Here is a 25,226-nt window from a genome sequence, read left to right on the forward strand (position 1 = left end):
CGCCTGGTATGCGTGCCCTAGGCCTGTGTGGTCGGCGTGAGACCCCGGCTCGGCGTGAACCTCAAGTTGGCGTGAGCCCCATGTCGGCTTGGGTCCCGCCGGTATGAGCCTCCCCGGCCGCCATGTGCCCCCCGTCGGCCTGGGTTCAGAGACCCGCGGCTCGCTCCAGCACCGAGATCACCTGGTCCCGGACCACCTCGCCAGCCTCGGCCGGGAGCGCCCCGATCGCCGTACTGCCCAAGGCGTCGAGCACCCTGTCCGCGCCCCCTGAACAGGGCACGTTCTCGCTGAGGAAGTCGTAGCCGTCACGGACGGCGACCCGCAGCACGCGACCGCCCTCCCCGGTCGCGCGCACGGCCGTCGCGACGACCAGCGGCGGCGGTCCGCCCGCCGCCTCGGCCACCTTGTGGTAGCCGCTGACCAGCGGTTCGTCCCAGTGCAGGCTCAGCAGCAGCGGCTTCTTGGCCAGCACCTCGGCGAGATCCGTCTCGAAGGGCCCCTCCGCCGCCAGCACCCGCGCCCGGGCGTCCAGGACGAGTGCCGCGGGCAGCAGACAGCGCAGGGTGCTGCCGACGACGTTCCCGCCGACCGTGGCGGTCCGCCGCACCGCCCCCGTGCCGATGCCCGACGCGGCCCGGTGCAGCACTTCCGGCACCCGCTCGTCGATCCGGTGCAGCAGGACCGCCGCCCCGACCTCACCGGCCCCGAGAACGTTCGCCTCCGGGACCTCGCGCAGCGACACGGCCTGCTCGGGGAATCCGTCGCGTTGCCAGGCGGCCCACACCAGCGTCGCGCCGCCGACGGGTATCGCCCCGTCGGACAGACACTCCTGTGCCTCGGGCAGGGTCGTGGGCAGACGCAACAGCACGGGCTTCCCGCTTTCTCCGTCGAACAGTCGAACAGCCGAGCAGTCGAACAGCCGAAAGGCCGACCAACGGGCCAGTCGACCGGCCAGATTCTTCGAACACACGCGTGGCAGCGACGCATTCTTCCCGGGAGGGCGGGGGAGCATGCAGGGCTCACCGCGGCAACCAGGGCGCTCCGGCCGTCGAAAAGCCCTACGGCGTTGTCGGTGCACCGTCGTACCCTTGGAACCGCGAGGCCGCCTTCCACTGTGCGGCCCTGACGAGGAGGAACCGCAGGCCTTAAGCGCCGGCCCATGACTCAGACACCCACAGGTCACACCCCCGCGCAGGGGCAGGCGAGAGCACAGTTCACCGTCCCCGCCCAGCACCCCATGGTCTCGGTCCTGGGGTCCGGAGACTCCCTGCTGCGCGTGATCGAGAAGGCCTTCCCGGCGGCCGACATCCATGTCCGGGGCAATGAGATCAGCGCGACCGGCGCGGTGGCGGACGTCGCCCTCGTGCAGCGCCTGTTCGACGAGATGATGCTGGTGCTCCGCACCGGACAGCCGATGACGGAGGACGCAGTGGAACGCTCGATCGCCATGCTGCGGGCGAGCGAGAACGGGACGAGCGACGGCCAGGAGACCCCGGCCGAGGTGCTCACACAGAACATCCTGTCCTCGCGCGGCCGCACCATCCGCCCCAAGACCCTCAACCAGAAGCGGTACGTCGACGCGATCGACAAGCACACGATCGTCTTCGGCATCGGCCCCGCCGGTACCGGAAAGACCTACCTCGCCATGGCCAAGGCGGTCCAGGCCCTCCAGTCCAAGCAGGTCAACCGCATCATCCTGACCCGCCCGGCGGTGGAGGCGGGAGAGCGGCTCGGCTTCCTGCCCGGCACGCTGTACGAGAAGATCGACCCGTACCTGCGCCCGCTGTACGACGCCCTGCACGACATGCTGGACCCGGACTCGATCCCGAAGCTGATGGCTTCGGGGGTGATCGAGGTCGCACCGCTGGCGTACATGAGGGGGCGCACCCTCAATGACGCCTTCATCATCCTGGACGAGGCCCAGAACACGAGCCCCGAGCAGATGAAGATGTTCCTCACCCGGCTCGGGTTCGACTCGAAGATCGTGATCACCGGTGACGTGACGCAGGTCGACCTGCCCAACGGGACCAAGTCGGGGCTGCGGCAGGTGCAGGACATCCTGGAGGGTGTGGAGGACGTGCACTTCTCCCGCCTGTCGTCCCAGGACGTCGTACGGCACAAGCTGGTCGGCCGTATCGTCGACGCGTACGAGAAGTACGACACCGAGAACGGTACGGAGAACGGCACCCACAAGGGCGGCCGGACCAAGCGGAAGTAGACAAGCCAGCACCATGTCGATCGACGTCAACAACGAGTCCGGAACCGAGGTCGACGAGCAGGCGATCCTCGACATCGCCCGCTACGCCCTCGCCCGGATGCGCATCCACCCGCTCTCCGAGCTCTCGGTGATCGTCGTGGACGAGGATGCCATGGAGCAGCTGCACATCCAGTGGATGGACCTGCCGGGGCCCACCGACGTCATGTCCTTCCCGATGGACGAGCTCAGGCCGCCCAGCAAAGACGACGACGAGCCCCCGCAGGGCCTCCTCGGCGACATCGTGCTGTGTCCCGAGGTCGCCAAGAAGCAGGGCGAGGAGGCCGAGACGCAGCACTCCATGGACGAGGAGCTCCAGCTCCTCACCGTCCACGGCGTGCTGCACCTGCTCGGCTACGACCACGAGGAGCCCGACGAGAAGGCCGAGATGTTCGGCCTCCAGGCGGCCATCGTGGACGGCTGGCGGCAGGAGAAGGGGCTCACCGGCCCGTCCCCCGCGCCGACCGTCTCATGAGCCTGCCCCTCGTCTCGGGCGCCATCGCCCTGGTCGTCGTCGCATGGCTCGCCGCCTGCGCGGAGGCGGGCCTCGCGCGCGTCTCCAGCTTCCGCGCCGAGGAAGCCGTACGGAACGGGCGGCGGGGCAGCGCCAAACTCGCGCAGATCGCCGCCGACCCGACCCGCTATCTCAACGTGGCGCTGCTGGTGCGCGTCGCCTGCGAGATGGCGGCGGCCGCCCTGGTCACCTACGCCTGTCTCCAGGAGTTCCCGGGCACCACCCGGGCCCTGCTGGTCGCGATCGGTGTCATGGTGCTGGTCTCGTACGTGGCGGTGGGGGTGTCCCCGCGCACCATCGGACGCCAGCACCCCCTCAACACGGCGACCGCGGCCGCGTACATCCTGCTCCCGCTGGCCCGGATCATGGGTCCGATCCCCTCACTGCTGATCCTCATCGGCAACGCGCTCACCCCCGGCAAGGGCTTCCGCCGGGGCCCGTTCGCCTCCGAGGCGGAGCTGCGCGCGCTGGTCGACCTCGCCGAGAAGGAGTCCCTGATCGAGGACGACGAGCGCCGGATGGTGCACTCGGTCTTCGAGCTGGGCGACACCCTGGTGCGGGAGGTCATGGTGCCGCGCACCGATCTCGTCGTCATCGAGCGCTACAAGACGATCCGTCAGGCCCTGACCCTGGCCCTCAGGTCCGGCTTCTCGCGCATACCCGTCACCGGGGAGAGCGAGGACGACGTCGTCGGGATCGTGTACCTGAAGGACCTGGTCCGCAAGACGCACATCAGCCGGGACGCCGAGTCCGAGCTGGTCTCCACGGCCATGCGGCCCGCGGCCTTCGTGCCCGACACCAAGAACGCCGGTGACCTGCTGCGCGAGATGCAGCAGGACCGCAACCACGTCGCCGTCGTCATCGACGAGTACGGCGGTACGGCCGGCATCGTCACCATCGAGGACATCCTCGAGGAGATCGTCGGCGAGATCACCGACGAGTACGACCGTGAACTCCCGCCGGTGGAGGAACTCGGCGACGACCGCTTCCGGGTGACCGCCCGTCTCGACATCACCGACCTCGGCGAGCTGTACGGGCTCGACGAGTACGACGACGAGGACGTGGAGACGGTCGGCGGGCTGCTCGCGAAGGCGCTGGGGCGGGTGCCCATCGCCGGGGCGTCCGCGGTCGTGGAGCTGCCCGACGGCCGCTCGTTGCGCCTCACCGCGGAGGCCGCCGCCGGACGCCGGAACAAGATCGTGACGGTGCTGGTGGAGCCGGTGGCCGCCCTGGAACCCGCCGAGGCGGAGAAGGAGTCCGAGTGACCGCCGAGGAACTGCGCACCCTGTGCCTGTCGTTCAACGCGGCGGTGGAGGACTTCCCGTTCAGTCCGGAGGTGTCCGTCTTCAAGGTGCTCGGCAAGATGTTCGCCCTGAGCTGGCTGGACAACCGCCCCCTGAAGGTCAACCTCAAGTGCGACCCCGAGGACGCGATCCGGCTGCGCGCCGACCACCCCGGGCTGATCATCCCCGGCTACCACATGAACAAGCGCCACTGGAACACCGTCACCGTCGACGGCGAGCTCCCGGACCGACTGGTCCGGGAGCTCGTGGAGGACTCGTACGACCTGGTCGTGGCGGGTCTACCGCGCGCCGAGCGGCTGCGTCTCGACCGCCCCTGAGCGCACTCGCAGCCCCACGGCGACCAGCACCGCCGCCGCCAGCACCAGCACCGCGTCCAGGGCGAGGACCGTGTGGACGCCGGTCAGCAGGTCGGGGGAGGTGGTGGCGAGGACGCCGAGCAGCGGGATGCCGACGGTGATGCCGACCTGCTGGGTGGAGGTGACCAGGCCGGTGGCCAGGCCCTGCTCCTCGTCGGGGACGCCGGAGGTGACCGTGATGCCGTACGAGATGATCGCGCCCAGGTGGCACATGCTGGCCAGGGAGACGGCGGCCGTGGCGAGCCACACCGACCAGTTCCCGGTGCCCAGGCCCATCAGGGCGGCGATCAGGGCGCCCTGGCCGACGAGCGAACCGACCAGGGTGCGGCGCGGGCCGTAGCGGCCGATGACCCTGGGGGCGTAGATGCCGGCCACCGCCGACAGGACACCCTGGACGCCGAAGACCAGGCCGGTCTCGAAGGCGGACAGGTGCAGGACCTCCTGGAGGTAGAGGGTCAGCACGAACACGACCGTCGACATCATCGAGAAGGTGACCAGGCCGCCGATGTTGCCCCACGCCACCGTGCGGCGGCGCAGCATCGGCAGGGACACCAGGGGCTGCGCGGTGCGGGACTCGACCGTGACGAAGGCGGCCAGCAGCAGCAGGCCCGCGATCAGGGTGATCACGACGTCGGCGCGGCCGAAGCCGTGGTCGGCGGCCGTGGAGAGGGCGTAGATCAGGGCGAGCAGGGCGCCGGTGACGGTGATCGCGCCGGGCACGTCCAGGCGGGGGCGGTCGGGGGTGCGGGACTCCCTGAGCAGGACGGGGGCCAGCGGGAGCACGATCAGGGCGAACAGGGTGAGCAGGCCCATCGTGGAGCGCCAGCCGAAGGTGTCGGTGAGGGTGCCGCCGGCCACCATGCCGACGGTGAAGCCGAGCGAGAGCAGGGTGCCGGAGATGCCCAGGGCGCGGTCGCGGGCCGGGCCCTCCGGGAAGGTCGTGGTCAGCAGGGACATGCCGGTCGGCACGATCGCCGCCGCGCCCAGCCCCTGGAGGGCCCGGCCGGTGAGGAAGGACGCCGGGTCCCAGGCGACGGTCGCGAGGACGGAGGCCGCGCCGAACAGGGCGAGGCCCGCGAGGAACAGCCTCCTGCGGCCGAAGAGGTCGCCGACGCGGCCGAACAGGAGCAGGAAGCCGCCGGAGGGCAGCGCGAACGCGGTGACCGCCCACTGGAGGCCGGAGCGGCTCATGCCGAGGTCCGCGCCGAGGACGGGCAGGGCGACGTTCAGGACGGAGAAGTCCAGCGCCACCATGAACTGGGCGGCGCACAGGACGAACAGGACGAACTTGTCGCGCGTCGACAACCGGGGGGTGTCGAGCGCGTCGGGGAGGGGATGGGTGGTGTCGATCGCCATGGGCAAGAGCCTGCGGCCGCCGGAATAGCCTTGGGGAGCCGGAAGTTGTGCTGGTGGTGGCACCACCAGGCAACAGCGAGGGGGAAGCGTTCGTGCCCGAGGTCGTACCCAAGAGTGAGCGCCACCGTGAGCTGCGCGAGTTCCTGATGAGCCGGCGGGCCCGGGTCTCGCCCGCCGAGGCCGGGCTGCCGGACGGTGGTGCGCGGCGCCGCACCCCGGGTCTGCGGCGCGAGGAGGTCGCGGTGCTCGCGGGCGTGGGGGCCTCCTGGTACCAGTGGCTGGAGCAGGGCCGGGACATCTCGGTCTCCCCGCAGGTCCTCGACTCCGTCGGGCGGGTGCTGCGGCTCAGCAACGCCGAGCGGCGGCATCTGTACGTCCTCGCCGGGCTGAACCCGCCCGCGCCCGAGCCTGCCGCCGACCACGGCTGCGAGGGGCTGCGGCGGCTGATCGACACCTGGATGCCGTACCCGGCGCACATCATGGACGCGTACTACAACTGCGTGCTGTACAACGACGCGGCCGGCTGGGTGCTCGGGATGCGGCCGGAGAACACCCAGAACTGTCTCGTGGACTTCTTCACCGACCCGCTGTACCGGTCGCGTTCGCACAGCTGGGAACAGAACGCGCGGACCGTCGTCGCCCAGTTCCGGGCGGCCTCCTCGGCGCGGCCGGACGACGAGGGGTACCGGGAGGTGCTGGCCCGGGTCATGGCGGCGAGCGCCGAGTTCACCGAGTTGTGGGAGCGGCGGGACATAGAGGACGCCGGGGTGATCCGCAAGGAGCTCGACCATCCGCTGGTCGGGCTGCTGTGCGTGGAGTCCACGGCGCTGAAGGTGCCGGCCCGCTCCGATCTGACGGTCGTCCTGCACACCCCGCTGGACGAGGCGAACACCGCCGCCAAGCTGGAGTGGCTGGCCTCACCGGAAGGGCGGCGCGGGGCGATGTACCCCGTGGCGGGATGACCGGGGGCCCGGTTCGTATGCTCCTGTCATGACCGACAACAGTGCGCTTGACCCCGAGGACCGCAAGATCGTGACCCTGGCCCGTTCGGCGCGGGCCCGGAACGGGGCGCCGGAGGGGGCGGCCGTACGGGACGACACCGGGCGGACGTACGTGGCCGCGACGGTGGAGCTTCCCTCGCTGCGGCTGAGCGCGTTGCGGACGGCGGTGGCCATGGCCGTGGCGTCCGGGGCGAAGTCGCTGGAGGCGGCGGCCGTGGTGACCGAGGCGGAGACCGCCGCGCCGGAGGACCTGGCCGCCGTACGGGATCTCGGCGGGGCGGGGACTCCGGTGCTGGTCGCCGCACCGGACGGGACGGTACAGCTGACCGTGTCGGCCGGCTGACGCTTTTTCCTCCCTCAACAATCTTGCCCGGTGACGTTTGGCTTTCCGCACCGGGGAATAGGGCCGGGTGATTGTCCCTGCGGGGTGGGCACATGTCCCGCCCGGACAGGGGACATTGTCACCCGGCGATGGTGACTGCTGTCCGTAGAACGCTTCGGCGGCACCGCCATAGAGTCGCTTTCTGAAATCCCGGGACGACGGGTCCCCGCGATCGGAAAGGCGGCCGATGAAACGCGTGCACCGAACCGAAGTGAAGGCGGAAATCGTAAGGGAACCGGGAGCGAAGGAAACCACGCACCGGAAACTGATCGACACCCCCGACGGCGCCGACCGCTTCGTCCTCACCGAGTTCGAGGTGGCGCCGAACGGCTCCACGCCACCCCATCACCACGACTGGGAGCACGAGATATACGTGCTCGACGGCTCCATGGGCCTCGTCCTGCCCGACCAGGGCCGCACCGAGCAGGTCGGACCCGGCGAGGCCATCTTCATCCCCCGCAACGAACCGCACGGGTTCGTCACCGGCCCCGGCCAGACCTGCCGCTTCCTCGTCGTCGCCCCGTGCGAACGGCCGCCGGTGCGCAACGTGTTCCTCTCCGAGGACCCCTACGAGTACACGCAGATGCCCGAGTACACGAACCTCCTGGAGAGCAAGTGACCACGACCCCGGCAGCCGCGGACCTCGACTCCTCCCGGGTCCACTCCGTCCTGACCGCCTACCTCCAGTCCAAGGCCGTGTTCACGGCGATCGACCTCGGCGTCTTCGAGGCACTGGAGAAGCAGCCCGCCACCCTGAGCGAACTGGCCGACGGGCTCGGCCTCGAACAGCGCCCCGTCCGCGCCCTGTTGGTCGCGCTCATCGGCCTGGAGCTGGTGCGCGCCGAGAACGGCAGGTACCTCAACACGGAGGAGGCCAGCCGTTATCTCGTGGCCGGCCGCCCCGAGTACATGGGCGGGTTCGCCGCCCACCAGAACTCCCACTTCGGCCACTTCGCCCGGCTCGACGAGGCCGTCCGCAGCAACGCCTCGCTCAACCAGCGCGTCCTGAAGCAGGGCTACCGCGACCAGGGCGCCGCGCAGGGCGAGGGCCGCGAGGGCACCGGGCGGCTCATCCAGGCCATGCGGGTCAGCTCCCGGCTCCAGGCGGGCAAGCTCGCCGAGGCCGCCCCGCTGGACGGCGTCCGCCATGTCGTCGACCTGGGCTGCGGCTCCGGTGACTACTCCATCGCGCTCGCCACCCGCCACCCCGGCCTGCGGGTGACGGCCCTCGACTACCCGGCCGTGACCGACCTGGCGCGCGCCAACGTGCGGGAGGCCGGACTGGAGGACCGCGTCGAGGTCCGCGCCGCCGACATCATGGCGGACGAGTGGCCGGACGCCGACGCCGTTCTGCTCTCGCACGTGCTCGACGGGTACGGTCCCGAGCGGGCCGCGCACCTGGTGCGCCGGATCCACGCGCATCTGCCCGCCGACGGGCTGCTGCTGGTGCACTCCCACATGCCCACCCTGGCCTCCGGCCTCTTCCCGGCGATGTTCGGGCTGATCCTCCTGGTCAACACCGAGGAGGGCGAGGTCCGCGACGTGGACGAGATCCGCGGCTGGGTGGAGGACGCCGGGTTCCGCGGGATCACGACCCGGAACGTGTCCCTGCTCTCCGGCCTGCTCACGGCCACCAAGTAGGCACCGGCGATGACGGACACACCGTCTCCCGCCGGGGCGCTCGCCCGCTACACCAACGCCCCCGACCCCGCTCCGCTCCTGGCCCTGAACTTCGGCTTCGCCAGGGCAAGGGCGCTCGGCACGGCGCTGGAACTGGGCGTGTTCACCGCCCTGGCCCGCACCCCGCGCACCGCGCACGAACTCGCCGTGGACCTGGGCTGCGACCCGCGCGGGGTGCGCGATCTGCTCGCTGTGCTGGAGGAGTTCGGGCTGCTGGAGCAGGGCTCCGGGCCGCCGGCGGCGGACGGTGGGCGCCGCCTCGCGCCGACCGAGCTCGCCCGTGCGTATCTCGTCGACGGGGAACCCGGCCCGCTCGGCGAGCACTTCGCCGATGTGCTCGCGCAGTGGGACCGGTGGGCCACGCTGACCTCGGTCGTCCGTACCGGTGAGCGTTCCGGGGAACTCGGGGCGCCGGCCGCGCGAGGCCGACGCCCGGGGTTGTTCGGGGGAGCCTTCCCGCTCGCCGTCCGGGTCGCCTTCGAGGCGGTGCGTCAGCTGCGGCCCCTCCCGGCGGGCCGGGTGCTGGACCTCGCCTGCGGCGCCGGAGAGTGGGGCATCGCGCTGGCCGCCGCCGACCCCGGCGCCCGGGTCACCGCGCACGACGACCCGGCACTGCTGGCACAAGCGCGGGCGCGGGCCGAGGAGTTCGGGGTGGCGGAACGGTTCCGCTTCGTGCCCGCCGACTTCGACGCCCCGCCGTTCGAGGACGCCGGGTTCGACACCGTCGTCCTCGCGCACGCGGGCCGCTTCGCCGGACCCACGGAGACGGCCAGGCTGCTGAGGGAGGCCGCCCGTGTCCTGCGTCCCGGCGGCACCCTGCTGGTGGCCGATGTCATGAGCCCGGAGCCGGGGGAGCCGGGCCTGAACCGGTCGATGCTCGCGCTCAGCCTCCTCGTCAACACCGCCGAGGGCGCGGTGCTCGCGGCGGAGGAATACCGCGCCCTCATGGAAGAAGTCGGCGTCACGCCGAAGGAATGCGTCACACGGGGGCTGGTGACGGCCCAGACAGGTGAAAGGCGATAAATTCATGCGAGAAGTGGTCGTCACCGGGCTCGGTGTCGTCAGCCCGGCCGGAACGGGAAAGGAAGCCTTCTGGGACACCGTCTCGGCGGGCAGGAGCGTGACGAAATCCCTTTCCGAAATCACGAGTTCCACGCTTTTCAAGTCCTTCGAATTCGCCTCGGACGCGGTGGCCGAGGTCCCCGATTTCGAGGAGCAGCTCCCCGCGCTGCCCCCGGAGGTGCGGCGCCTCGACCGCTACGTCCAGTTCGCCGTCGTGGCGGCCCTCCAGGCCGTACGGGACGCCGGACTCGAACCCGGCGGCCACGCCCCGGAGCGCACCGGTATCTCCCTGTCCACGGCGATCTGCGGCACCCCGAAGATGGAGGAGGAGTTCCTCGCCGTCACCGACGAGGGCCGGCTGCCCATCGACCCCGCCAAGGCGGGCCGCGACCTGTACCTGGCCTCCATGTCGAACACCCCCGGGGCCGTGCTGTCGGCGTTGCTCGGGGCGCAGGGCCCCTGTGTGACCCTGTCCACGGGCTGCATCGGCGGCATCGACGCGGTGGGCCACGCATTCGAGACGATCGCCCACGGCGACGCCGACGTCATGATCGCGGGCGCCAGCGAGGCCCCGATCACCCCGGTGACCGTCGCCTCCTTCGAGATCATCAACTGCCTCTCCCGCGCCCACCGCGACCGCCCCGAGGCGGCCTCGCGCCCCTACGACGCCGACCGCGACGGGTTCGTGCTCGGCGAGGGCTGCGGGGTGGTCGTCCTGGAGGAGCGCGAGCACGCGCTGCGCCGGGGCGCCACGCCCTATCTCCAGATCGCCGGGTTCTCGCACAGCTCCAACGCCATCCACATGACCGACCTGCTCTCCGACGGGGCCGACCTGACCCGCGCCATGAGCCAGGCCATCGAGCGCTCCGGGCTGCGGCCCGGCGACATCGACCACGTCAGCTCGCACGGCAGCTCCACCCGGCAGAACGACACCTGCGAGACCAGTGCCCTCAAACTCGCGCTCGGCGAGCGCGCCCTCCAGGTCCCGGTGAACTCGGCGAAGTCCATGCTCGGTCACGCCCTGGCCGCGGCCAGCGCCATGGAGATCGTGCTGTGCGCCCTCGCCGCGGAGCACTCCTACGTCCACCCCACCGCCAACTACGAGAACGCCGACCCCTCCTGCGACCTCGACTACGTGCCGGGCACCGGGCGTCCCTGGGACGGTGAGGTCATCCTCAAGGACGCCAGCGGCTTCGCGGGGCTGCACGCGGCGATGGTCGCCCGGGCCGAGCGGGCGGGGGTGGCGCGATGAGCGTCGTCGTCACCGGCATCGGCGCCCTCACCCCGGCCGGCACCGGCCTCGACCCCCTGTGGGAGAGCGCCCGCGACGGCGTCCCGCACGTCGCCGCCATCGACCGCTTCGACGCCTCGGCGTACGCCTGCCCGGTCGCCGGGCAGTCCCCCTTCGACGCGGACGCCGAACTGCCGTCCCGCTTCGTCAAGCGCACGGACCGCTTCACCCACCTCGCCGTGCACGCGGCCCGCCAGGCCCTGGCGGACGCCGGGGTCGTGGTCGGCGAGGACACCGACCCCGAACGCACCGGGGTCATGGTCGGCAACGTGCTGGGCGGCTGGGAGTTCGCCGAGCGCGAGCTGCGCAAGCTGTGGACCGACGGCCCGCGCGCCGTCAGCCCCTACCAGGCCACCGCGTGGTTCCCGGCGGCACCGCAGGGCAACATCTGCATCGACCAGGGCATCAGGGGGCCGGCCCGTACCTTCGTCGCCGACCGGGCGAGCGGGGCGTACGCGCTGATCGGCGGCGCCGAGGCGCTGCTGCGCGACCGGGCCGACGTGGTGCTCGCGGGCGGTGTGGAGGCACCGCTGTCGCCGTACGGCTGGCTGTGCCTGGAGACCAGCGGACTGGTCGCCAAGGCCCGCGCCTCCCTCGCCCCGCACGAGCTGTACCGGCCCTTCGACGCGGGACACGGCGGCAGCGTCTTCGCCGAGGGCTCGGTGTTCCTGGTGCTCGAACGCCGGGAGCACGCCGAGGCGCGCGGCGCCCGGATCCTCGGCGAACTCGCCGGCTGGGGCGTCAGCACCGACGGCTACATGCCGTACTACACGGTCGAACCGACCGGACAGGTGCTGGCCCGGGCCATGAGCACGGCCACCGAGCGGGCCGGGATCACCGGTGGGGACCTGGGCGCGGTCTTCGCGCACGGCTCGGGCATCCCCTTCGAGGACGTCACCGAGGGCTACGCCCTGTACGAGGCGTACGGCGCCGGCGCGGGCCGGCTGCCGGTCACCGCGCCCAAGTCCGGCTTCGGGCATCTGCTCGGCGCGGCGGCACCGGCCGACGTGGCGCTCGCCCTGCGGGCCATGGCGGAGGGCTCGGTGCCGCCCACCGTCAACGTGGACCGTCCGGCGCCGGGCATCGACTTGGACGTCGTACGCGAAGGGGCGCGCCGGGACCCCCGGTGGGAGCACACGCTGGTGGTCTCCCGCGGACTGGGAGGGGTGAACGCGTGTCTGCTGCTGAGGCGTTGATCGCGCAGGTCACCGGGGACATCCCCGTGATGGTGCGGGGCATCGGCATCGACGTGGTCGACGTACGACGGCTGCAAGCGATGCTGGAGCGGCGCGGACAGCCGCTGCGCGACCGGCTGTTCACCTCCGCCGAGCAGGCCCTGTGCGAGGGCGGCTCACCGCGCCACCGGGCCTGCCGGATGGCGGGCCGGATCGCGGCCAAGGAGGCGGTCCGCAAGACCCTCGGCGGCTACGGGCAGGGCTGCGGCTGGCTGGACATCGACGTCGGCCGCGCGGACTCGGGACAGCCGGTGCCGCGGCTGTCCGGGCGGGCCGAACGGGCCTTCCGGCTGGCCTCGTTCACCGGACTGCACCTGAGCATCACCCACGAGGCGGGCGTCGCCGTGGCGATCGCCGTCGCCGTCTGACCTGAGGAGAGAGGGAGTCATGGACGTACGGGAACAAGTGGTCGACGTCATGCGCGGGGTCGGGTTCGACGCCGCGGAGCTGGCGGACGACCGGCGGCTGGCGGAGGACCTCGACATCGACTCGACCGAACTGGTGGAGATCGTCGTCGCGTTGGAGCAGCACTTCGGGATCGGCATCGACGCCGAGGCCGAGGGCGGGTTCACGGTCTTCGGAGACCTGGTGGAGTGTGTCGGACGCCTGCTGTCCGCGGGCAGCACGGTTCGGGGGTGACGCGGTGCCGCGCATCGAGAACACCATTGTGATCGGGGCCGACGCCCGGCTGGTCTTCGACCTCACCAACGACATCGCGCGCTGGTCGGAGATCTTCGACGAGTACAGCGACGCCAAGGTCCTCTCCGAGGAGCGCGAGGGCCGCTGGACGGAGATCGTCTTCGAGCTCACCAACGAGGAGGGGGCGAGCTGGCGGTCCTGGCGCATCCTCGATCACCGCGGGCTGGTCGCGGTCGCCGAACGCCGTGATCCGCTCTACCCGTTCCGCTACATGCACCTGCGGTGGAGCTACGAGCCGGTCCCCGAGGGGACGGCGATGACCTGGGTGCAGGACTTCGAGCTCGACGAGAAGTTCCCGGTGCCGCTGGAGACGGTCCTGGAGCGGATGAACACCCACACCCGGCACAACCAGGCCGGCATCAAACGCAAGATCGAGTCCGGAGACGTACGGCCGTGAGGTCCCCGGCGCGGGTCGCGGTGACCGGGTCCATCGCGATGGACCACCTCATGTCCTTCCCCGGCCGCTTCACCGAGCAGCTCGTGCCGGACCACCTGCACACCCTGTCCCTGTCGTTCCTCTCCGACCGGTTGGAGATCCGGCGCGGTGGCGTCGCCGCCAACATCGCCTACGGTCTCGGGCGGCTCGGTGCCGCGCCGGTGCTGGTCGGCGCGGCCGGGGCGGACTTCGCCGACTACCAGGTGTGGCTCAAGCAGCACGGGGTGGACACCGACTCGGTGCTGGTCGTGCCCGGTGAGCACACGGCCCGGTTCGTGTGCACGACGGACGCGGACCACAACCAGATCGCCACGTTCCACGCGGGCGCGATGCGGGCGGCGTACACCATCGCCCTGCGGGACGTGCGCGAACGCGTCGGCGGGCTTGACCTGGTGGTGGTGTCGCCGAACGACCCCGCGGCGATGCTCCGGCACACCGAGGACTGCCGCACCGGCGGGCTCCCGTTCGTCGCGGACCCCTCGCAGCAGATCGCCCGTATGGGCCGTGACGACGTGCGGTCCCTGCTGGCCGGGGCCCGGCTGCTGTTCACCAACGCCTATGAGTCGGCGCTGCTGCGGGAGTGCACCGGCTGGAACACCGGCCAGGTGCTGGAGCGGGTCGGCACCTGGGTCACCACGCTCGGCGCGGACGGGGTCCGGCTGGAACGGGCCGGCCACGAACCCGTGGTGGTGCCCGGGGTCCCCGAGGTCGCGGTGTCCGACCCGACGGGCGCGGGGGACGCCCTGCGCGCGGGCCTGCTCGCCGCGCTCACCCAGGGCGTCCCGCTCACCCCCGCCGCCGGTCTGGGCTGCGTCCTCGCCTCCTTCGCCCTGGAATCCATCGGCACCCAGACCTACGCCCCGTCCGCCCGCGCGGTGGCCACCCGCCTCCGTGAGGTGTACGGGGACCGGACGGCACGGGAACTGGCGGATGTGCTGGGGAGGTCGCGGTGAGTCGGGAGCGGCGGCCGAGGGCCGGGGGGCCGGTGCGGCGGGGACGACATCCGAGGGCCGGCGGTCCGGTGGGCGCGGAGCGGCGTCCGGGGATCGGGGGCCCTGTCACCCCGGAGCGGCGCCCGGGGATCGGGGGCACTGTCACCCCGGAGCGGCGTCTTCGCGTGGGGCCGCTGCTGATTCCCCTCGTCGTCGCCGGGGCCGTCCCTCTGGTGCTGGGGCGGTGGCTGTCCGGGCCCCGGCTGCCTCTCGCGGGCTGGTTCTCGGCGGGGGGCGGCGGCGTTCTCGTGGCGGCGGGGGGCTGGATGGTCGCCGATGCCGTCGACCGGGTGTACCTGCGGCAGGCGACCCCGCTCGGCGACCGGCCGCCCGAGCGGCTGGTGCGGTCCGGGTGGTACGCGGTGATCAGGAACCCCATGGCCGCCGGGATGACCCTCGTCCTGCTCGGCGAGGCCCTGCTGTGGTCCGCGCCGAGCATCGCCCTGTGGGCCGCGTTCGTGCTGGGCATCTCCTGGACGGCCGCCCGGCGCGTCGAGGAACCGAGTCTGGCCGAGGCCTTCGGCGAGGAGTACGCCGCCTACCGGCGCGCCGTGCCCGCCTGGACACCAGGCACCGCGGTACGGCACCGGCCGCACATGAACGAGGAGTAGCCGTGTTCGTCGATCTGAGCATCCCCGTCAGCCGCCGGGCCCCCGGCGTCGAGTTCGAGCAGTGGCTCCACCACGACGGCATCCGCCATCTCTCCCGCAGGATCCGGGCGTTGCCCGGCGACAGCCGCCGCGACCGGCTCCGCAACCATCTGCGCTGGCTCACCGGCAGCCGCCGGCTGCGCGAACGGGACCTGCCGGGCGGCTGCTTCCTGTCCAACGAGTTCTACCGGATGTCCGTCCACCAGGGCACCCACGTCGACGCGCCCTTCCACTACGGTCCCGAGTGCGAGGGACGCCCCGCCAAGAAGATCATGGACCTGCCCCTGGAGTGGTTCTGCGGGCCCGGCGCGGTACTCGACGTACGCGACTGCGGGGGCCGTGTGACGGCCGCCGACGTGAAGGAGGCGCTGCGCACGACGGGAGCGGAGGTCGGCCCCGGCTCGGTGGTGCTGTTCCGCACGGACTCCGATCTGCGCCTGGGCACACCCGCGTACTTCACCGAGTCCACGGCCATCACCCCCGAGGCCGTCGACCACCTCCTCGACCTCGGGGTGAAGGTGCTCGGCACCGACTGCTGGAGCTTCGACGGTCCCGCCCGCCGGATGGTCGAGGACTTCTTCGCCACCCGCGACCCCGAGGCCCTGTGGCCGACCCATCTGCACGGCAGGCGCCGGGAGTTCATCCAGATCGAGGGGCTCGCCGGACTGCGGGCGCTGCCCGGGGGCCCGTTCACCTTCATGGCGTTCCCGATCGCCCTCGCGGACGCCGGCGCGGCCTGGTGCCGGGCGGTGGCCCGCACCGGGCCAGGGGAGTGACCCCTCGCGAAGGGCATCCGCATGACGACACACCGCCGCACCGCCCAGCTGTTCACCCTGTCCGCACCGACCCCTGCGGCGCTGCACGAGGCCGCGCGGGAGGCCGGCGACCGGCTCGCCCGGACCGACGCCGACACCTTCGCGCGACTGTGCGCGCGGGCCGCCGAAGGGCCGCATTCCGGCCATCGGATGAGCGTGGTGGGCAGGACGCCCGGTGAGATCGCCGAACGCCTCCGTGCTCACCTGGCGGGCGAGCCGGTCAAGGAGGTCGCCGAGGGGCACGCCGACCTGGCCGGTGCCCCGCCGGTCGCTTTCCTCTTCAGCGGCCAGGGCGCCCAGTTCGCCGGCATGGGACAGGGCCTGTACCGCACGGAAGCGGTGTTCAGGGAGACGTTCGACCGCTGTGCCGAGGCCGCCCGGCCCTTCGTCGCCGTACCGCTGCACGAGTTGCTCGACCCCGCCGCCGGTGCCGTGGTGCACCGGCTCGCCCATGCCGCGCTCGGCACGTTCTGTCTGGGCACGGCGCTCGCGGAGCTGTGGCGCAGCTGGGGTGTCGAACCGGCGGCAGTGCTCGGGTTCAGCTTCGGCGAGTACGGTGCCGCCTGCCGCGCGGGAGTCCTCTCGCCCGAGGATGCCGTACGGCTGCTCGGTACGGCCGTCACCCTGGCCGAGCGGGTCACCGGCGGCGCGATGGCGGTGGTGGGCCTGGGGGAGCGGGCCGCGCGGGAACTGCTCGCGGACACCGAGCCGTCGGTCGGGATCGCCGCGGTCATCTCGCCGCACGAGGTCTCCCTGTCCGGAAGGGCCGAGGCGCTCGCCCGGATCGTGGACAGGCTGACCGGCTCCGGGGTGCGCACCAGCTCCCTGCCGGTCCGGGCGGGGCTGCACTCGCCGCTCCAGGAACCGGCTCTGGCCGAGCTGCGGGAGGCGGCCGGCGCGGTCCGCACCCACGCGCCGCGGATCCCGTACGTCTCCACGGTGACCGGCGCCCAGGTCACCGGGCCGGTAGGACCGGAGCACTGGTGCCGTCAACTGCGGGGCCCGGTGCGGTTCCTGGACGCCCTCGGCGTGCTCGACGAGCGGGGGATCCGGATCTCGGTGGAGGTCGGTCCGGGGCGGGCGCTGGCGGGGCTCGGGGCGCGCTGCCTGCCGGGCGGCGGACGGCTGTGGCCGGCCTCGCTGGGCCGCTCCACCGACGGGACCGGCGCGATGCTCTCGGCGCTGGGGCGGTTGCACACGGCCGGGGTGCCGGTGCGCTGGCCCGCAGTCTTTCCCGGGGCCGCGGCCGCGGGATAGGGGCGTCGGCACCTCTCTATACTGAGCCCGATGGTTGACGAAGAAATCACCCGCTCGGCTCCGGGGCGGCCCCGCAGCGCGGAAGTGTCCCGGGGAATCAATCTGGCCGCACTGGCCCTGTTGCGGGAACGCGGGCCCCAGGGAGTCACCGTGGAAGCGGTGGCCCAGTATTCGGGTTCCGCGAAGACGACCATCTACCGCCGGTACAAGGACCGTTATGAACTCCTGCGGTCGTCGTTGTCTTTCGTCGAGAATATCCCCGAACCCGAAGCCGGGCTTCCGGTACGGGAGCGATTGAACTATTTGCTGCGGCAATTCAGGCATGGTCTGGAGGAGGTCGTGGGGCTGCGCGCCCTGGTCGCCCTCCTGCACGGCGACGAGGACCCGGAGTTCACCCGGGCCTTCCGGGAGACCATCCTGCGGCCGCGGCTGGAGACCATCCTCACCACGCTGCGGGACGGCGTGGCCGACGGAGAACTGCGGGCCGACGCCGACTACGAGACGGTCGTCAGCATGATGGCGGGCTCGTACATCGCCCGCTACGCGGTCCAGGGCACCCCACCGCCTCCCGACTGGGTGGACTCCGTGCTCGACACGATCTGGCCGGCGATCCGCGCCTGAGGGCCGGCCGCCCCCGCGCCGCCCTCACCGGCCCGCGCCACCGAATCCGGTCACAGGGCCGGAAGCGGCGGGCGAGCGTGGCCGTGGCCGGCGCGACGGTGCGGCGGGTCCCCTCCGGTCGACCGGGCGGGCGGTGGCCGCCTCCGTCCGCCCGGACAGGCAGGGGGAGGGCCGGCCCACGGGTGGTCCAGGGTGCGGGCGATCCCCTCACGACACGTGCTCCGGGCGCAGGCCCACCCCGATGAAGCGGGCCGTCCAGCGCGTCAGGAACGGGAAGCGGCGGACCAGGCGGGCGGCCAGCGGGCGCTCCACCGTGGAGCGGCGGTCCTTGGGGTACAGGTCGGCCAGCATGTGCACCTGGGCCGTCTGCACCGCCCGCACCGGCAGCTCGCGGCGGCGCTGCACCCGGGCCAGTTCGCGCGGGGTCGGGGTGCCTCCGGCGCGCAGGGTGGGCCCGAGCATCCGCGCGGCGGCCACCGCGTCCTGCACGGCGAGGTTGATGCCCACCCCGCCGGCCGGCGACATGGCGTGCGCCGCGTCCCCGATGCACAGCAGCCCGGGCCGGTACCAGGTGCGCAGCCGGTCCACCCGGACGGAGAGCAGCTTCACGTCGTCCCAGTCGCCGATCTCCCGCCGGACCCGGTCGCCGAACGGCGGGTGCACGGACGCCACGTCGGCCCGGAGCCGGTCCAGCCCCTCCGCCTGTACGGCGTCGTACTGGCCCTGGGGGATGACGTAGGCGATCTGCCAGTAGCTCCCGCGGTCGATGGTGATCAGCACGAAGCCCCGGCCGGTGTGGAGAAAGCTCATGGTCTCCTCGGGCTCGCGGGCGAGACGGAACCAGAGCACGTCCATCGGCGCCGCACTGGCCGATACCGGCAGCCCGACGGCCCGCCGCATGGTCGAGTGCCGGCCGTCGGCGGCGAGCACGAGGTCGGCGCGGATCTCCAGCGGTCCGTCGGGGGTGTCGGCGCGCACCCCGCGCACCCGGTCGCCCTCCCGGATCACCGAGATCCCCTCGGCCTTCTGGTACAGCCGGAAGCCGGGCAGTTCGCCCGCTTTGCGGGCCAGGAAGTCGAGTACGTCCCACTGCGGCATGAAGGCGATGTACGGGAAGGGGCCGCCGATCCGGGAGAAGTCGGCGAAGGTCACCGGACCCGCGGCGGTGTGCACGGTGATGTCGGTGACCTTGGTGTGCGGGATGCGCAGGAACTCCTCCAGGTAACCCAGTTCGTCGATCACCCGCAGGGTCGAGGGGTGCACGGTGTCGCCGCGGAAGTCCCGCAGGAAGTCGCCGTGCTTCTCGAGGACGACCACCTCCACGCCCTGCCGGGCGAGCAGCAGGCCCGCCATCATCCCGGCGGGTCCGCCGCCGACGACGACACACCGGGCGGTCTCGGTCTTCATGGAATGCTCCTGGGGGTCCGGGACCGCTGCGGGGTCAGTGCCCCGCCGCGATCGGCAGAGGGGCGCCGTCGGGTCCGGTAGTGGTGAGGTCGCGATCGCGGATCAGCGGGATCACGGCGAGCGCGCCGACGAACGCGACCACCGCCGCCACCGTCAGGATCGAGTTGAGTCCGTCGATGAACGCGGTGTGCGCCGCGTCGGTGAAGATCCCTCGCTGCTCGGGGGGCAGCTGGGGCAGTACGGCGCCGATCTGGCCCGAGGCCACGGTGTCGCCCAGTTCGTGCGCCCGCCCCCGGAGCGGGGTGCCGGCCAGGGCGTCGCCGACCGCGTCGCGCACCCGGTCGGCGAAGACCGCGCCCAGGGCGGCGATGCCCAGGGCGATGCCGAGCGAGCGGCAGGTGTTGCTGAGGCCCGAGGCGACACCGACCCGGGCCGGTTCCACCGCGCCCATCGCCGCGGCGACCACGTTGGGGTTGACCACGCCGACGCCGAGCCCGGTGACCAACTGCCCGGCGAGCAGCGCGGTCCAGTCGTCGGAGGCGTCGAGTCCGCCCATCAGCAGCAGGCCGGCTCCGATGAGGGCGAGGCCCGCGGAGACCAGCCAGCGGGCCGGCAGCAGGGTGCCGGCCCGGGCCGCGACCGCGGAGGCCACGAAGATCGACAGGGTCAGGGGCAGCAGCCGCAGCCCGGCCGCCAGCGGGGCGTGACCGAGCACGGTCTGGAGGTACAGCGTCAGGTACAGCAGCAGCGCGAAGGCGGTGGAGCTCATGGCCAGGACGCCGACGGCGGCGCCCGTGGTGGTGACCTTGCGCAGGACCGCCCCCGGCAGCAGGGGGTCCGCGCGATGCCGTTCGATCAGGACGAAGGCGGTCAGCGCGACGGCCGACAGCGCGAAGGCGCCGAGCACCGGGGCGCTGTCCCAGCCCTCCTCGTTGGCGCGCAGCAGGGCGAAGGAGAGCGAGCCCAGCGCGGTGCCGAAGGTGAGGAAGCCCGGCCAGTCGATCCGGCCGGGGCGCTCCGCCCTGGACTCGGCGACGCGGGCGGTGGTGGCGATCAGGGCGAGGATCCCCACGGGCAGGTTGACCAGGAAGATCCACCGCCAGCCCGCGCTCTCGACCAGGACGCCGCCTGCCAGCGGCCCCACGGCGAGCGCGGCTCCGCTGACCGCGCCCCAGACCGCGAGGGCGACATGGCGGTCGCGGTCGTCGGGGTAGGCGGCGGCGAGCAGGGCCAGGGACGTGGCCAGCAGGGCGGCGCCGCCCACGCCCTGGAGCGCGCGCGAGGCGATCAGCATGAGCGGGTTCTGCGCGACTCCGCACAGCAGGGAGGCGAGCGTGAAGACGGCCAGGCCCCAGGAGAAGACGGCCCGCCGTCCGAAGCGGTCGGCGAGGGAGCCGGCGGTCAGCAGCACCGCGGACAGGGCCACGGCGTAGGCCGCGACCACCCACTGGAGATCGGTGAGCGTAGCGTCGAGGGCCTCCTCGATGTCGGGCAGCGCGATGTTCACGATCGTCACGTCGAGCAGCAGTATGAAGCTGCCCACCGACACCACACACAGCGTCCACCACCGGTTGAGCGCCATGTTCCCTCCTCGGCCCGGCGGTTGGGCCGGGATCATTTAAATACGCTACGAGTAGCGTAGCGTATTTGCGAGGAGGGGGACAGGGTGCCTCGAGTGGCACCGGTCAGGGCTCGATGGCGGCCTCGGGGCGCAGATGCAGCGAGCGCCTGGCGTAGAGCGCGGTCTGCACCTGGTTCTGGGTGCCGAGCTTGGCGTAGATGCGGCTGAGGTAGTTGCGCACGGTCTTCGGGCTGATCCCGAGGCGTTTGGCGATGCCACGGGTGGCGTGCTCGTCGGCCATGAGGAAGAGGATCTGCCGCTCGCGCTCGGTCAGTTGGGACAGGGGCGAGGCGTCGTCCTCCTGGTTGCCCGACAGGAGCTCCAGTACCTGTCCGGCCGCCACCGTGGACAGCGCGGCGCCCTCCCGGTGCACGGTGAGCAGGGTGTCGCGCAGTTCGTCCGCGCCGATGTCGCGGGAGAGGTAGGCGTTGGCGCCGGCCGCGAAGGCCTCGCGCATGTAGACCGGTTGCTGGTTGGTGGCGAGGACGACGATCCGGACGTGCCGGAAGTCGCGGCGGATGGCCCGGGCCACCTGGGCCCCGTCGCCCCCGGCGGTGCCCAGGCCCATGACGACGAGGTGCGGTCGCTCCCGCCTTACCAGCTGGAGCGCGGACGCCCCGTCGCGGGCGAGGGAGACCACGGAGAATTCCGCGAATCCCTCCAGTATTTTCTGGAGGCCTTCGGCCACCAGTCGCTCGCTGTCCACGAGCAGAACTCGTATGGATGACATGCGGTCCCTTCGTTCCCCTCAACGTTCGCATGCGTGAAGAGAGCACGTGGGTGCAGCGATGATTGCCCCCGTTGACGGCCCCCGCTTCCTTCGCTGGTTGATAAAGTCCCGCTGTAGACCGATGCTACACGGAGTCGGGGAATCTTTTCGGTCAGTGTGGAGCGCCATGTTCAGGCGGCCTTGCCTGCGTTTATGGCTTCTCCGTGCAGGTTGGGGCTGTTGAAAGCGCATACCGGCCGTCGGCTTGGATGTTGTCGTTCCGGGAATGAAATCCGGACTTTGTTGTTCCGGTCCACTTCAGCTCCCGTATGGCATCCAAATGTCAACGTTCTGAAAATTCCGAAGATGGAGTGTTGCCGGACGGTGATCGGCGGGCCATGAGGGGGCCGGTCCGAATATCGCCCTTGTCGATTCGTGTCCCGTGCGCATCAATGGAACCGGGAATTCCGACGGACCGTCAGATCCCGGCCCGCGAGGCGTCCCGCACCACGCCCGCGCAGGCCGGCCGTCGGACCGCACCTCCCCGTCCGTCCCCACATGGCAGTCCCCACGGGAAGGGAACCGGATTCCATGAACGGCACACGCATCAGTACCGGTGCGGCACTGGTGGTCGGCGCGCTCGCGGCCACCGGGCTCGCGTTCGCACCCGCCGCCCTCGCTGTCACCCCGGACACCGCGACCATCAACGCCGACTGCGGGTTCTTCGGCAGCGGCCAGGCGACCCTCACCGCGACGCAGGACGGCACCGCCGCCACCGTCACGGTCACCTCGGCGATCAACGCCCCGCTCCCGCTCTCCGAGGACTCGATCACCTCGACCCTGACGTTCGTGAACGCGAACGGCACCACCACCACCTTCACCGGCACGGAGAACCCCGCCATCGCCACCGGCGATCCCGTGACCGTCGGCCCCCTCAGCGGCACCGTGAACTCCGGCGACAGCCTCGAGTCGTACGGCGGTTCGCTCCAGATCGTCGTCTTCGGCATCACCGTGACCTGCTCCGCGACCGGTCCGCAGACGCCCGGTCCGTTCGTGTTCGACTGACCCCGTACCGGACCGCTCGGGCCAAGTCCCGCAGTTGCCGCAGGAACTGACATGTCGTCAGGTTTCTGCGGCAACTCCATTGACTTCTCACGCAATCCACACATCAATGCCCCCTGTCGGCACAGGACTTCAGGAGCTTCCGGAGGGGGCACATCCATGGGTTCGACGACTCGAAGAAGACGCCGTCTGGCGTCGTTTCTCGGGGCGACCGCGCTCGCGGTCACCGCGGGCGGCGCGCTGGCCTGTCCGGCCGGTGCCGCCACCGACGTGGACTACGGCACACACTGCATCCCGCCCGCCGTCGCGGGCATCCCACCGATCGACGGCACCACCACGGCCAGGGTCGCCGTCGACAACAAGAGCCCCAAGGTGGGTGACACCGTCACCGTGACCTACACGGTGGTCAAGCCCGCCGCCAGCAACCCCACGGCCATCGCCCTGCCGGCCGACATCATGACGCCGACCGGCAAGGTCACCCTCGGCGGCGCCCAGACCGGTGCCGTCACCGTCGCGGGCCCCAAGAAGAACGACCCGGTGCCGGGCAACGGCGCCTTCCCGTCGTTCTCCATGACCGGCACCTTCAAGGTCACCTCACCCGGCGCGATCACCCTCTCGCCCGGCGACTACAACATCCACACCAGCTACATCCTCGAACTGGACACCCCCTGCACGGTGATCACCCCGCCCGCCCCGGTCTCCGAGACGGTGACCGCGACGGACACCACCCCCGTCAACCAACGGGACATCACCCTGGGCGCGGCCTCCGGCAAGCCCGGTGCCGCCGTCACCGTCACCGGCAGCAAGTTCACCCCCGGCGCCACGGTCACCCTGGCCGGGCGGGCGGGCTCCGCGCAGACCGCGGACACCGCCACCGCGACCGCCGACTCCACGGGTGCCTTCAGCGGCTCGCTCGTCGTCAACGACAAGACGACGACCGGGATCGTGGCGTACGAGGGCAGCGCGTGGAGCGACGCCAAGGGGACCGGGCCCAAGGCGTACGTCGTCATCGACGACACGCCCGTCCCGGCCGGCAGCCAGAAGATCACCACCACGGTGAAGGCCGGCACCCTGTCCATGTCCCAGGCCGGGGACACCGTCAGCCTCTCGGCGGTGGACTACGGCAAGGGCGGAGCCTCGACCGGCAACCTCAACCAGGTGACGGTCAAGGACTTCCGCGGTGGCCCCGCCGGCTGGTCCCTCACCGGCAAGGTCACCGACTTCACCGGCCCCGGCGCCAAGATCGACGCCGGTGCGCTGAGCTGGAGTCCGTCCTGCGCCACCAAGGCCGGCAGCCCGAGCACCTGCCAGGCCGGCTCCGCCGGCGCGGTCGGAGCCTCGGGAGCGACTCTCGCTTCCACTCCCAACGCGGCGCTCACCGGCGGTGAGTTCACCGTGGACGCCGGACTCTCCCTGAACGTACCGGCGTTCACCCCGGTCGGCACCTACTCCGGAGTCCTCACCCTCACGCTCAGCTGAACCGTACGGGCGCCCGCACCCGCCCGTCCGTCCCTCTCCACCGTGGGGGTCCGCACCCATGCGCAAGCTGTATGTCCTCCTCCTGAGCCTGTTCCTGGCCGCCGCCGCGCCCGTGCCCGCGCACGCCGCCGACAACGGCAGCTGGTCCGTGTACCCGGCCGCCTCCCAGATCGGGGCGCGCCCCTACTTCTACCTCTCCGCCGATCCCGGGCAGAGCATCGACGACAAGGTCGTCGTCACCAACAAGACCGGCGAGCCGCTGAGTTTCCGGCTCTACGCCGCCGACGCCTACAACACCGCCCGCGACGGCGGTTTCGCCGTGCGGACGGTCGCCGAGAAGCAGCGCGGGGTGGGCGCCTGGGCGAAGCCCGCGAAGTCCCGGGTGACCGTCCCCGCCCACGGCAAGGTCACCGTGCCCTTCACCCTGTCAGTGCCCGAGGGCGCCGAACCGGGGGACCATCCCGGCGCGTTGGTGGCGCTGGACGAACGGGTCGACAAGGGCGACGGCACGGTGGCGCTCGGAGTGCAGCGGGCCGTCGCCGCGCGGATCTACCTGCGGGTCGGCGGGCCGACCGTCCCCGCGATCACCGTCGAGGACGTGCACGTCAGCCATCACCAGCCGCTGGTCCCCGGGGTGGGGGACAGCGCGGCGACGATCTCCTACACCCTGCGCAACACCGGCAACGTCACGCTGAACCCGAAGGTGGAGCTGCGGGCGACGGGGCTGTTCGGGCGGACCCTGCTGGCGCGCGACCTCGTGCGGATCCCCGGTGAGCTGCTGCCCGGGCAGCGGGTGCGGCTGAGCGAGCCGTGGCATGGGGCGCCGCAACTGGACTGGGGGGACGTGAAGTTGACGGCGAGTGCGAAGGGTACTCACGAGTCGGCGAGTGCAGGTTTCTTTGCGTTGCCGTGGTTGGTGGCGGTGGTGTTGTTCGTGGCCGGTGGTGTGGGAGGGGGGCTGGCGGTACGTTTTCGGCTGCTGCGCCGTGGTGGCTTGTCGCGCCCACGCGGCGGAGCCGCACAGTGACACAGCCCCGCGCCCC

27 protein-coding genes are annotated in these 25,226 nt (G+C 71.9%); 22 read left to right on the plus strand and 5 right to left on the minus strand.

Annotation, left to right across the window (positions count from 1 at the left end; all coding sequences use genetic code 11):
* Positions 1-145: 145 nt before the first annotated feature.
* On the minus strand, positions 146-868 hold the full coding sequence (locus IF54_RS0104600; RefSeq protein ID WP_030314721.1) for an FAD binding domain-containing protein: 723 nt from the start codon (positions 866-868) through the stop codon (positions 146-148).
* Positions 869-1,159: 291 nt separating this feature from the next.
* On the opposite strand from IF54_RS0104600, the gene IF54_RS0104605 reads away from it, so the two are divergent.
* Genes IF54_RS0104605 through IF54_RS0104620 form a run of 4 tightly spaced genes read left to right on the plus strand, consistent with a single transcriptional unit; the run spans position 1,160 to position 4,389 of the window.
* Positions 1,160-2,218 carry a PhoH family protein gene (locus IF54_RS0104605; protein WP_078851872.1) on the plus strand — a complete coding sequence of 353 codons (1,059 nt, stop codon included), beginning with the start codon at positions 1,160-1,162 and terminating at the stop codon, positions 2,216-2,218.
* A 13-nt stretch (positions 2,219-2,231) separates the two neighbouring features.
* Entirely contained in the window at positions 2,232-2,729 is a 498-nt protein-coding gene (gene ybeY, locus IF54_RS0104610) for an rRNA maturation RNase YbeY (protein WP_020136251.1), read from the plus strand.
* Complete coding sequence (locus tag IF54_RS0104615; protein ID WP_030314726.1) at positions 2,726-4,033, plus strand: hemolysin family protein; 1,308 nt, start codon at positions 2,726-2,728, stop codon at positions 4,031-4,033. The genes ybeY and IF54_RS0104615 overlap by 4 nt, the downstream gene beginning before the upstream one ends.
* On the plus strand, positions 4,030-4,389 hold the full coding sequence (locus tag IF54_RS0104620) for an MmcQ/YjbR family DNA-binding protein (RefSeq protein ID WP_030314728.1): 360 nt from the start codon (positions 4,030-4,032) through the stop codon (positions 4,387-4,389). Before IF54_RS0104615 ends, IF54_RS0104620 begins: the two co-directional genes overlap by 4 nt.
* On the opposite strand, the gene IF54_RS0104625 is transcribed toward IF54_RS0104620, so the two are convergent.
* Positions 4,351-5,784 carry an MFS transporter gene (locus IF54_RS0104625; protein ID WP_030314730.1) on the minus strand — a complete coding sequence of 478 codons (1,434 nt, stop codon included), beginning with the start codon at positions 5,782-5,784 and terminating at the stop codon, positions 4,351-4,353. The two genes, IF54_RS0104620 and IF54_RS0104625, sit on opposite strands and share 39 nt — an antisense overlap.
* 146 nt (positions 5,785-5,930) lie before the next feature.
* On the opposite strand from IF54_RS0104625, the gene IF54_RS0104630 reads away from it, so the two are divergent.
* The 15 genes from IF54_RS0104630 (at position 5,931) to IF54_RS0104700 (ending at position 17,905) form a co-directional block, all read left to right on the plus strand.
* On the plus strand, positions 5,931-6,746 hold the full coding sequence (locus IF54_RS0104630; protein ID WP_051735330.1) for a helix-turn-helix transcriptional regulator: 816 nt from the start codon (positions 5,931-5,933) through the stop codon (positions 6,744-6,746).
* 28 nt (positions 6,747-6,774) lie between these two features.
* A complete protein-coding gene (locus IF54_RS0104635; protein ID WP_030314734.1) occupies positions 6,775-7,128 on the plus strand; it encodes a cytidine deaminase in 354 nt (117 codons plus the stop codon).
* 226 nt (positions 7,129-7,354) lie between these two features.
* The gene (locus IF54_RS0104640; protein WP_030314736.1) at positions 7,355-7,786 is read left to right on the plus strand and encodes a cupin domain-containing protein; all 432 of its coding nucleotides are present in this window, start codon (positions 7,355-7,357) and stop codon (positions 7,784-7,786) included.
* Positions 7,783-8,808, plus strand: coding sequence for a methyltransferase (locus IF54_RS0104645; RefSeq protein ID WP_030314738.1), 1,026 nt, complete (start codon positions 7,783-7,785; stop codon positions 8,806-8,808). Before IF54_RS0104640 ends, IF54_RS0104645 begins: the two co-directional genes overlap by 4 nt.
* 9 nt (positions 8,809-8,817) lie before the next feature.
* Positions 8,818-9,870 carry a class I SAM-dependent methyltransferase gene (locus IF54_RS0104650; RefSeq protein WP_051735318.1) on the plus strand — a complete coding sequence of 351 codons (1,053 nt, stop codon included), beginning with the start codon at positions 8,818-8,820 and terminating at the stop codon, positions 9,868-9,870.
* Positions 9,871-9,874: 4 nt separating this feature from the next.
* Complete coding sequence (locus tag IF54_RS0104655) at positions 9,875-11,161, plus strand: beta-ketoacyl-[acyl-carrier-protein] synthase family protein (RefSeq protein ID WP_030314742.1); 1,287 nt, start codon at positions 9,875-9,877, stop codon at positions 11,159-11,161.
* Positions 11,158-12,396: a beta-ketoacyl-[acyl-carrier-protein] synthase family protein gene (locus tag IF54_RS0104660; protein WP_030314744.1), complete on the plus strand. Its 1,239-nt coding sequence runs from the start codon at positions 11,158-11,160 to the stop codon at positions 12,394-12,396. The genes IF54_RS0104655 and IF54_RS0104660 overlap by 4 nt, the downstream gene beginning before the upstream one ends.
* On the plus strand, positions 12,375-12,803 hold the full coding sequence (gene acpS / locus IF54_RS0104665; RefSeq protein ID WP_199821176.1) for a holo-ACP synthase: 429 nt from the start codon (positions 12,375-12,377) through the stop codon (positions 12,801-12,803). Before IF54_RS0104660 ends, acpS begins: the two co-directional genes overlap by 22 nt.
* A gap of 19 nt (positions 12,804-12,822) precedes the next feature.
* Entirely contained in the window at positions 12,823-13,074 is a 252-nt protein-coding gene (locus tag IF54_RS0104670; RefSeq protein ID WP_030314748.1) for an acyl carrier protein, read from the plus strand.
* 4 nt (positions 13,075-13,078) lie between these two features.
* Positions 13,079-13,531: an SRPBCC family protein gene (locus tag IF54_RS0104675; RefSeq protein ID WP_030314750.1), complete on the plus strand. Its 453-nt coding sequence runs from the start codon at positions 13,079-13,081 to the stop codon at positions 13,529-13,531.
* A gap of 38 nt (positions 13,532-13,569) precedes the next feature.
* Complete coding sequence (locus IF54_RS0104680; protein WP_037819308.1) at positions 13,570-14,523, plus strand: PfkB family carbohydrate kinase; 954 nt, start codon at positions 13,570-13,572, stop codon at positions 14,521-14,523.
* 164 nt (positions 14,524-14,687) lie between these two features.
* Positions 14,688-15,173, plus strand: a complete 486-nt coding sequence (locus IF54_RS0104685) for a methyltransferase family protein (RefSeq protein WP_234438913.1) — start codon at positions 14,688-14,690, stop codon at positions 15,171-15,173.
* Between the two features lie 2 nt (positions 15,174-15,175).
* A complete protein-coding gene (locus IF54_RS0104690; protein WP_030314756.1) occupies positions 15,176-15,988 on the plus strand; it encodes a cyclase family protein in 813 nt (270 codons plus the stop codon).
* A gap of 21 nt (positions 15,989-16,009) precedes the next feature.
* On the plus strand, positions 16,010-17,284 hold the full coding sequence (locus IF54_RS0104695; protein ID WP_051735319.1) for an acyltransferase domain-containing protein: 1,275 nt from the start codon (positions 16,010-16,012) through the stop codon (positions 17,282-17,284).
* Positions 17,285-17,314: 30 nt separating this feature from the next.
* The gene (locus IF54_RS0104700) at positions 17,315-17,905 is read left to right on the plus strand and encodes a TetR/AcrR family transcriptional regulator (RefSeq protein WP_078851873.1); all 591 of its coding nucleotides are present in this window, start codon (positions 17,315-17,317) and stop codon (positions 17,903-17,905) included.
* A 207-nt stretch (positions 17,906-18,112) separates the two neighbouring features.
* Here IF54_RS0104700 and IF54_RS0104705 read toward each other — a convergent pair whose 3' ends face one another.
* The 3 genes from IF54_RS0104705 to IF54_RS0104715 form a co-directional block, all read right to left on the minus strand.
* On the minus strand, positions 18,113-19,312 hold the full coding sequence (locus IF54_RS0104705; RefSeq protein ID WP_030314762.1) for an FAD-dependent oxidoreductase: 1,200 nt from the start codon (positions 19,310-19,312) through the stop codon (positions 18,113-18,115).
* Between the two features lie 34 nt (positions 19,313-19,346).
* Complete coding sequence (locus tag IF54_RS0104710; RefSeq protein ID WP_051735321.1) at positions 19,347-20,894, minus strand: MFS transporter; 1,548 nt, start codon at positions 20,892-20,894, stop codon at positions 19,347-19,349.
* 103 nt (positions 20,895-20,997) lie between these two features.
* Entirely contained in the window at positions 20,998-21,663 is a 666-nt protein-coding gene (locus tag IF54_RS0104715; protein WP_030314770.1) for a response regulator, read from the minus strand.
* A gap of 570 nt (positions 21,664-22,233) precedes the next feature.
* On the opposite strand from IF54_RS0104715, the gene IF54_RS0104720 reads away from it, so the two are divergent.
* From IF54_RS0104720 to IF54_RS0104730, 3 genes are all read left to right on the plus strand, one after another.
* Positions 22,234-22,707 carry a hypothetical protein gene (locus tag IF54_RS0104720; protein WP_030314773.1) on the plus strand — a complete coding sequence of 158 codons (474 nt, stop codon included), beginning with the start codon at positions 22,234-22,236 and terminating at the stop codon, positions 22,705-22,707.
* A gap of 156 nt (positions 22,708-22,863) precedes the next feature.
* A complete protein-coding gene (locus IF54_RS0104725; protein WP_030314778.1) occupies positions 22,864-24,183 on the plus strand; it encodes a beta-xylosidase in 1,320 nt (439 codons plus the stop codon).
* A 58-nt stretch (positions 24,184-24,241) separates the two neighbouring features.
* Positions 24,242-25,210: a WxL protein peptidoglycan domain-containing protein gene (locus tag IF54_RS0104730; protein WP_030314779.1), complete on the plus strand. Its 969-nt coding sequence runs from the start codon at positions 24,242-24,244 to the stop codon at positions 25,208-25,210.
* The last annotated feature ends 16 nt before the right edge of the window (positions 25,211-25,226 follow it).

This window comes from Streptomyces sp. NRRL B-3229 (assembly GCF_000719505.1).
GTDB lineage: Bacteria > Actinomycetota > Actinomycetes > Streptomycetales > Streptomycetaceae > Streptomyces > Streptomyces griseorubiginosus.

Bases quoted from the DNA above. Each gene is read 5' to 3' on its own strand.
- IF54_RS0104605 (WP_078851872.1), top strand. From the start codon at position 1,160: ATGACTCAGACACCCACAGGTCACACCCCCGCGCAGGGGCAGGCGAGA.
- ybeY (WP_020136251.1), top strand. From the start codon at position 2,232: ATGTCGATCGACGTCAACAACGAGTCCGGAACCGAGGTCGACGAGCAG.
- IF54_RS0104615 (WP_030314726.1), top strand. From the start codon at position 2,726: ATGAGCCTGCCCCTCGTCTCGGGCGCCATCGCCCTGGTCGTCGTCGCA.
- IF54_RS0104625 (WP_030314730.1), bottom strand. From the start codon at position 5,784: ATGGCGATCGACACCACCCATCCCCTCCCCGACGCGCTCGACACCCCC.
- IF54_RS0104630 (WP_051735330.1), top strand. From the start codon at position 5,931: ATGAGCCGGCGGGCCCGGGTCTCGCCCGCCGAGGCCGGGCTGCCGGAC.
- IF54_RS0104635 (WP_030314734.1), top strand. From the start codon at position 6,775: ATGACCGACAACAGTGCGCTTGACCCCGAGGACCGCAAGATCGTGACC.
- IF54_RS0104640 (WP_030314736.1), top strand. From the start codon at position 7,355: ATGAAACGCGTGCACCGAACCGAAGTGAAGGCGGAAATCGTAAGGGAA.
- IF54_RS0104650 (WP_051735318.1), top strand. From the start codon at position 8,818: ATGACGGACACACCGTCTCCCGCCGGGGCGCTCGCCCGCTACACCAAC.
- IF54_RS0104655 (WP_030314742.1), top strand. From the start codon at position 9,875: ATGCGAGAAGTGGTCGTCACCGGGCTCGGTGTCGTCAGCCCGGCCGGA.
- IF54_RS0104660 (WP_030314744.1), top strand. From the start codon at position 11,158: ATGAGCGTCGTCGTCACCGGCATCGGCGCCCTCACCCCGGCCGGCACC.
- IF54_RS0104670 (WP_030314748.1), top strand. From the start codon at position 12,823: ATGGACGTACGGGAACAAGTGGTCGACGTCATGCGCGGGGTCGGGTTC.
- IF54_RS0104680 (WP_037819308.1), top strand. From the start codon at position 13,570: ATGGACCACCTCATGTCCTTCCCCGGCCGCTTCACCGAGCAGCTCGTG.
- IF54_RS0104695 (WP_051735319.1), top strand. From the start codon at position 16,010: ATGACGACACACCGCCGCACCGCCCAGCTGTTCACCCTGTCCGCACCG.
- IF54_RS0104700 (WP_078851873.1), top strand. From the start codon at position 17,315: ATGGTTGACGAAGAAATCACCCGCTCGGCTCCGGGGCGGCCCCGCAGC.
- IF54_RS0104705 (WP_030314762.1), bottom strand. From the start codon at position 19,312: ATGAAGACCGAGACCGCCCGGTGTGTCGTCGTCGGCGGCGGACCCGCC.
- IF54_RS0104710 (WP_051735321.1), bottom strand. From the start codon at position 20,894: ATGGCGCTCAACCGGTGGTGGACGCTGTGTGTGGTGTCGGTGGGCAGC.
- IF54_RS0104715 (WP_030314770.1), bottom strand. From the start codon at position 21,663: ATGTCATCCATACGAGTTCTGCTCGTGGACAGCGAGCGACTGGTGGCC.
- IF54_RS0104720 (WP_030314773.1), top strand. From the start codon at position 22,234: ATGAACGGCACACGCATCAGTACCGGTGCGGCACTGGTGGTCGGCGCG.
- IF54_RS0104725 (WP_030314778.1), top strand. From the start codon at position 22,864: ATGGGTTCGACGACTCGAAGAAGACGCCGTCTGGCGTCGTTTCTCGGG.
- IF54_RS0104730 (WP_030314779.1), top strand. From the start codon at position 24,242: ATGCGCAAGCTGTATGTCCTCCTCCTGAGCCTGTTCCTGGCCGCCGCC.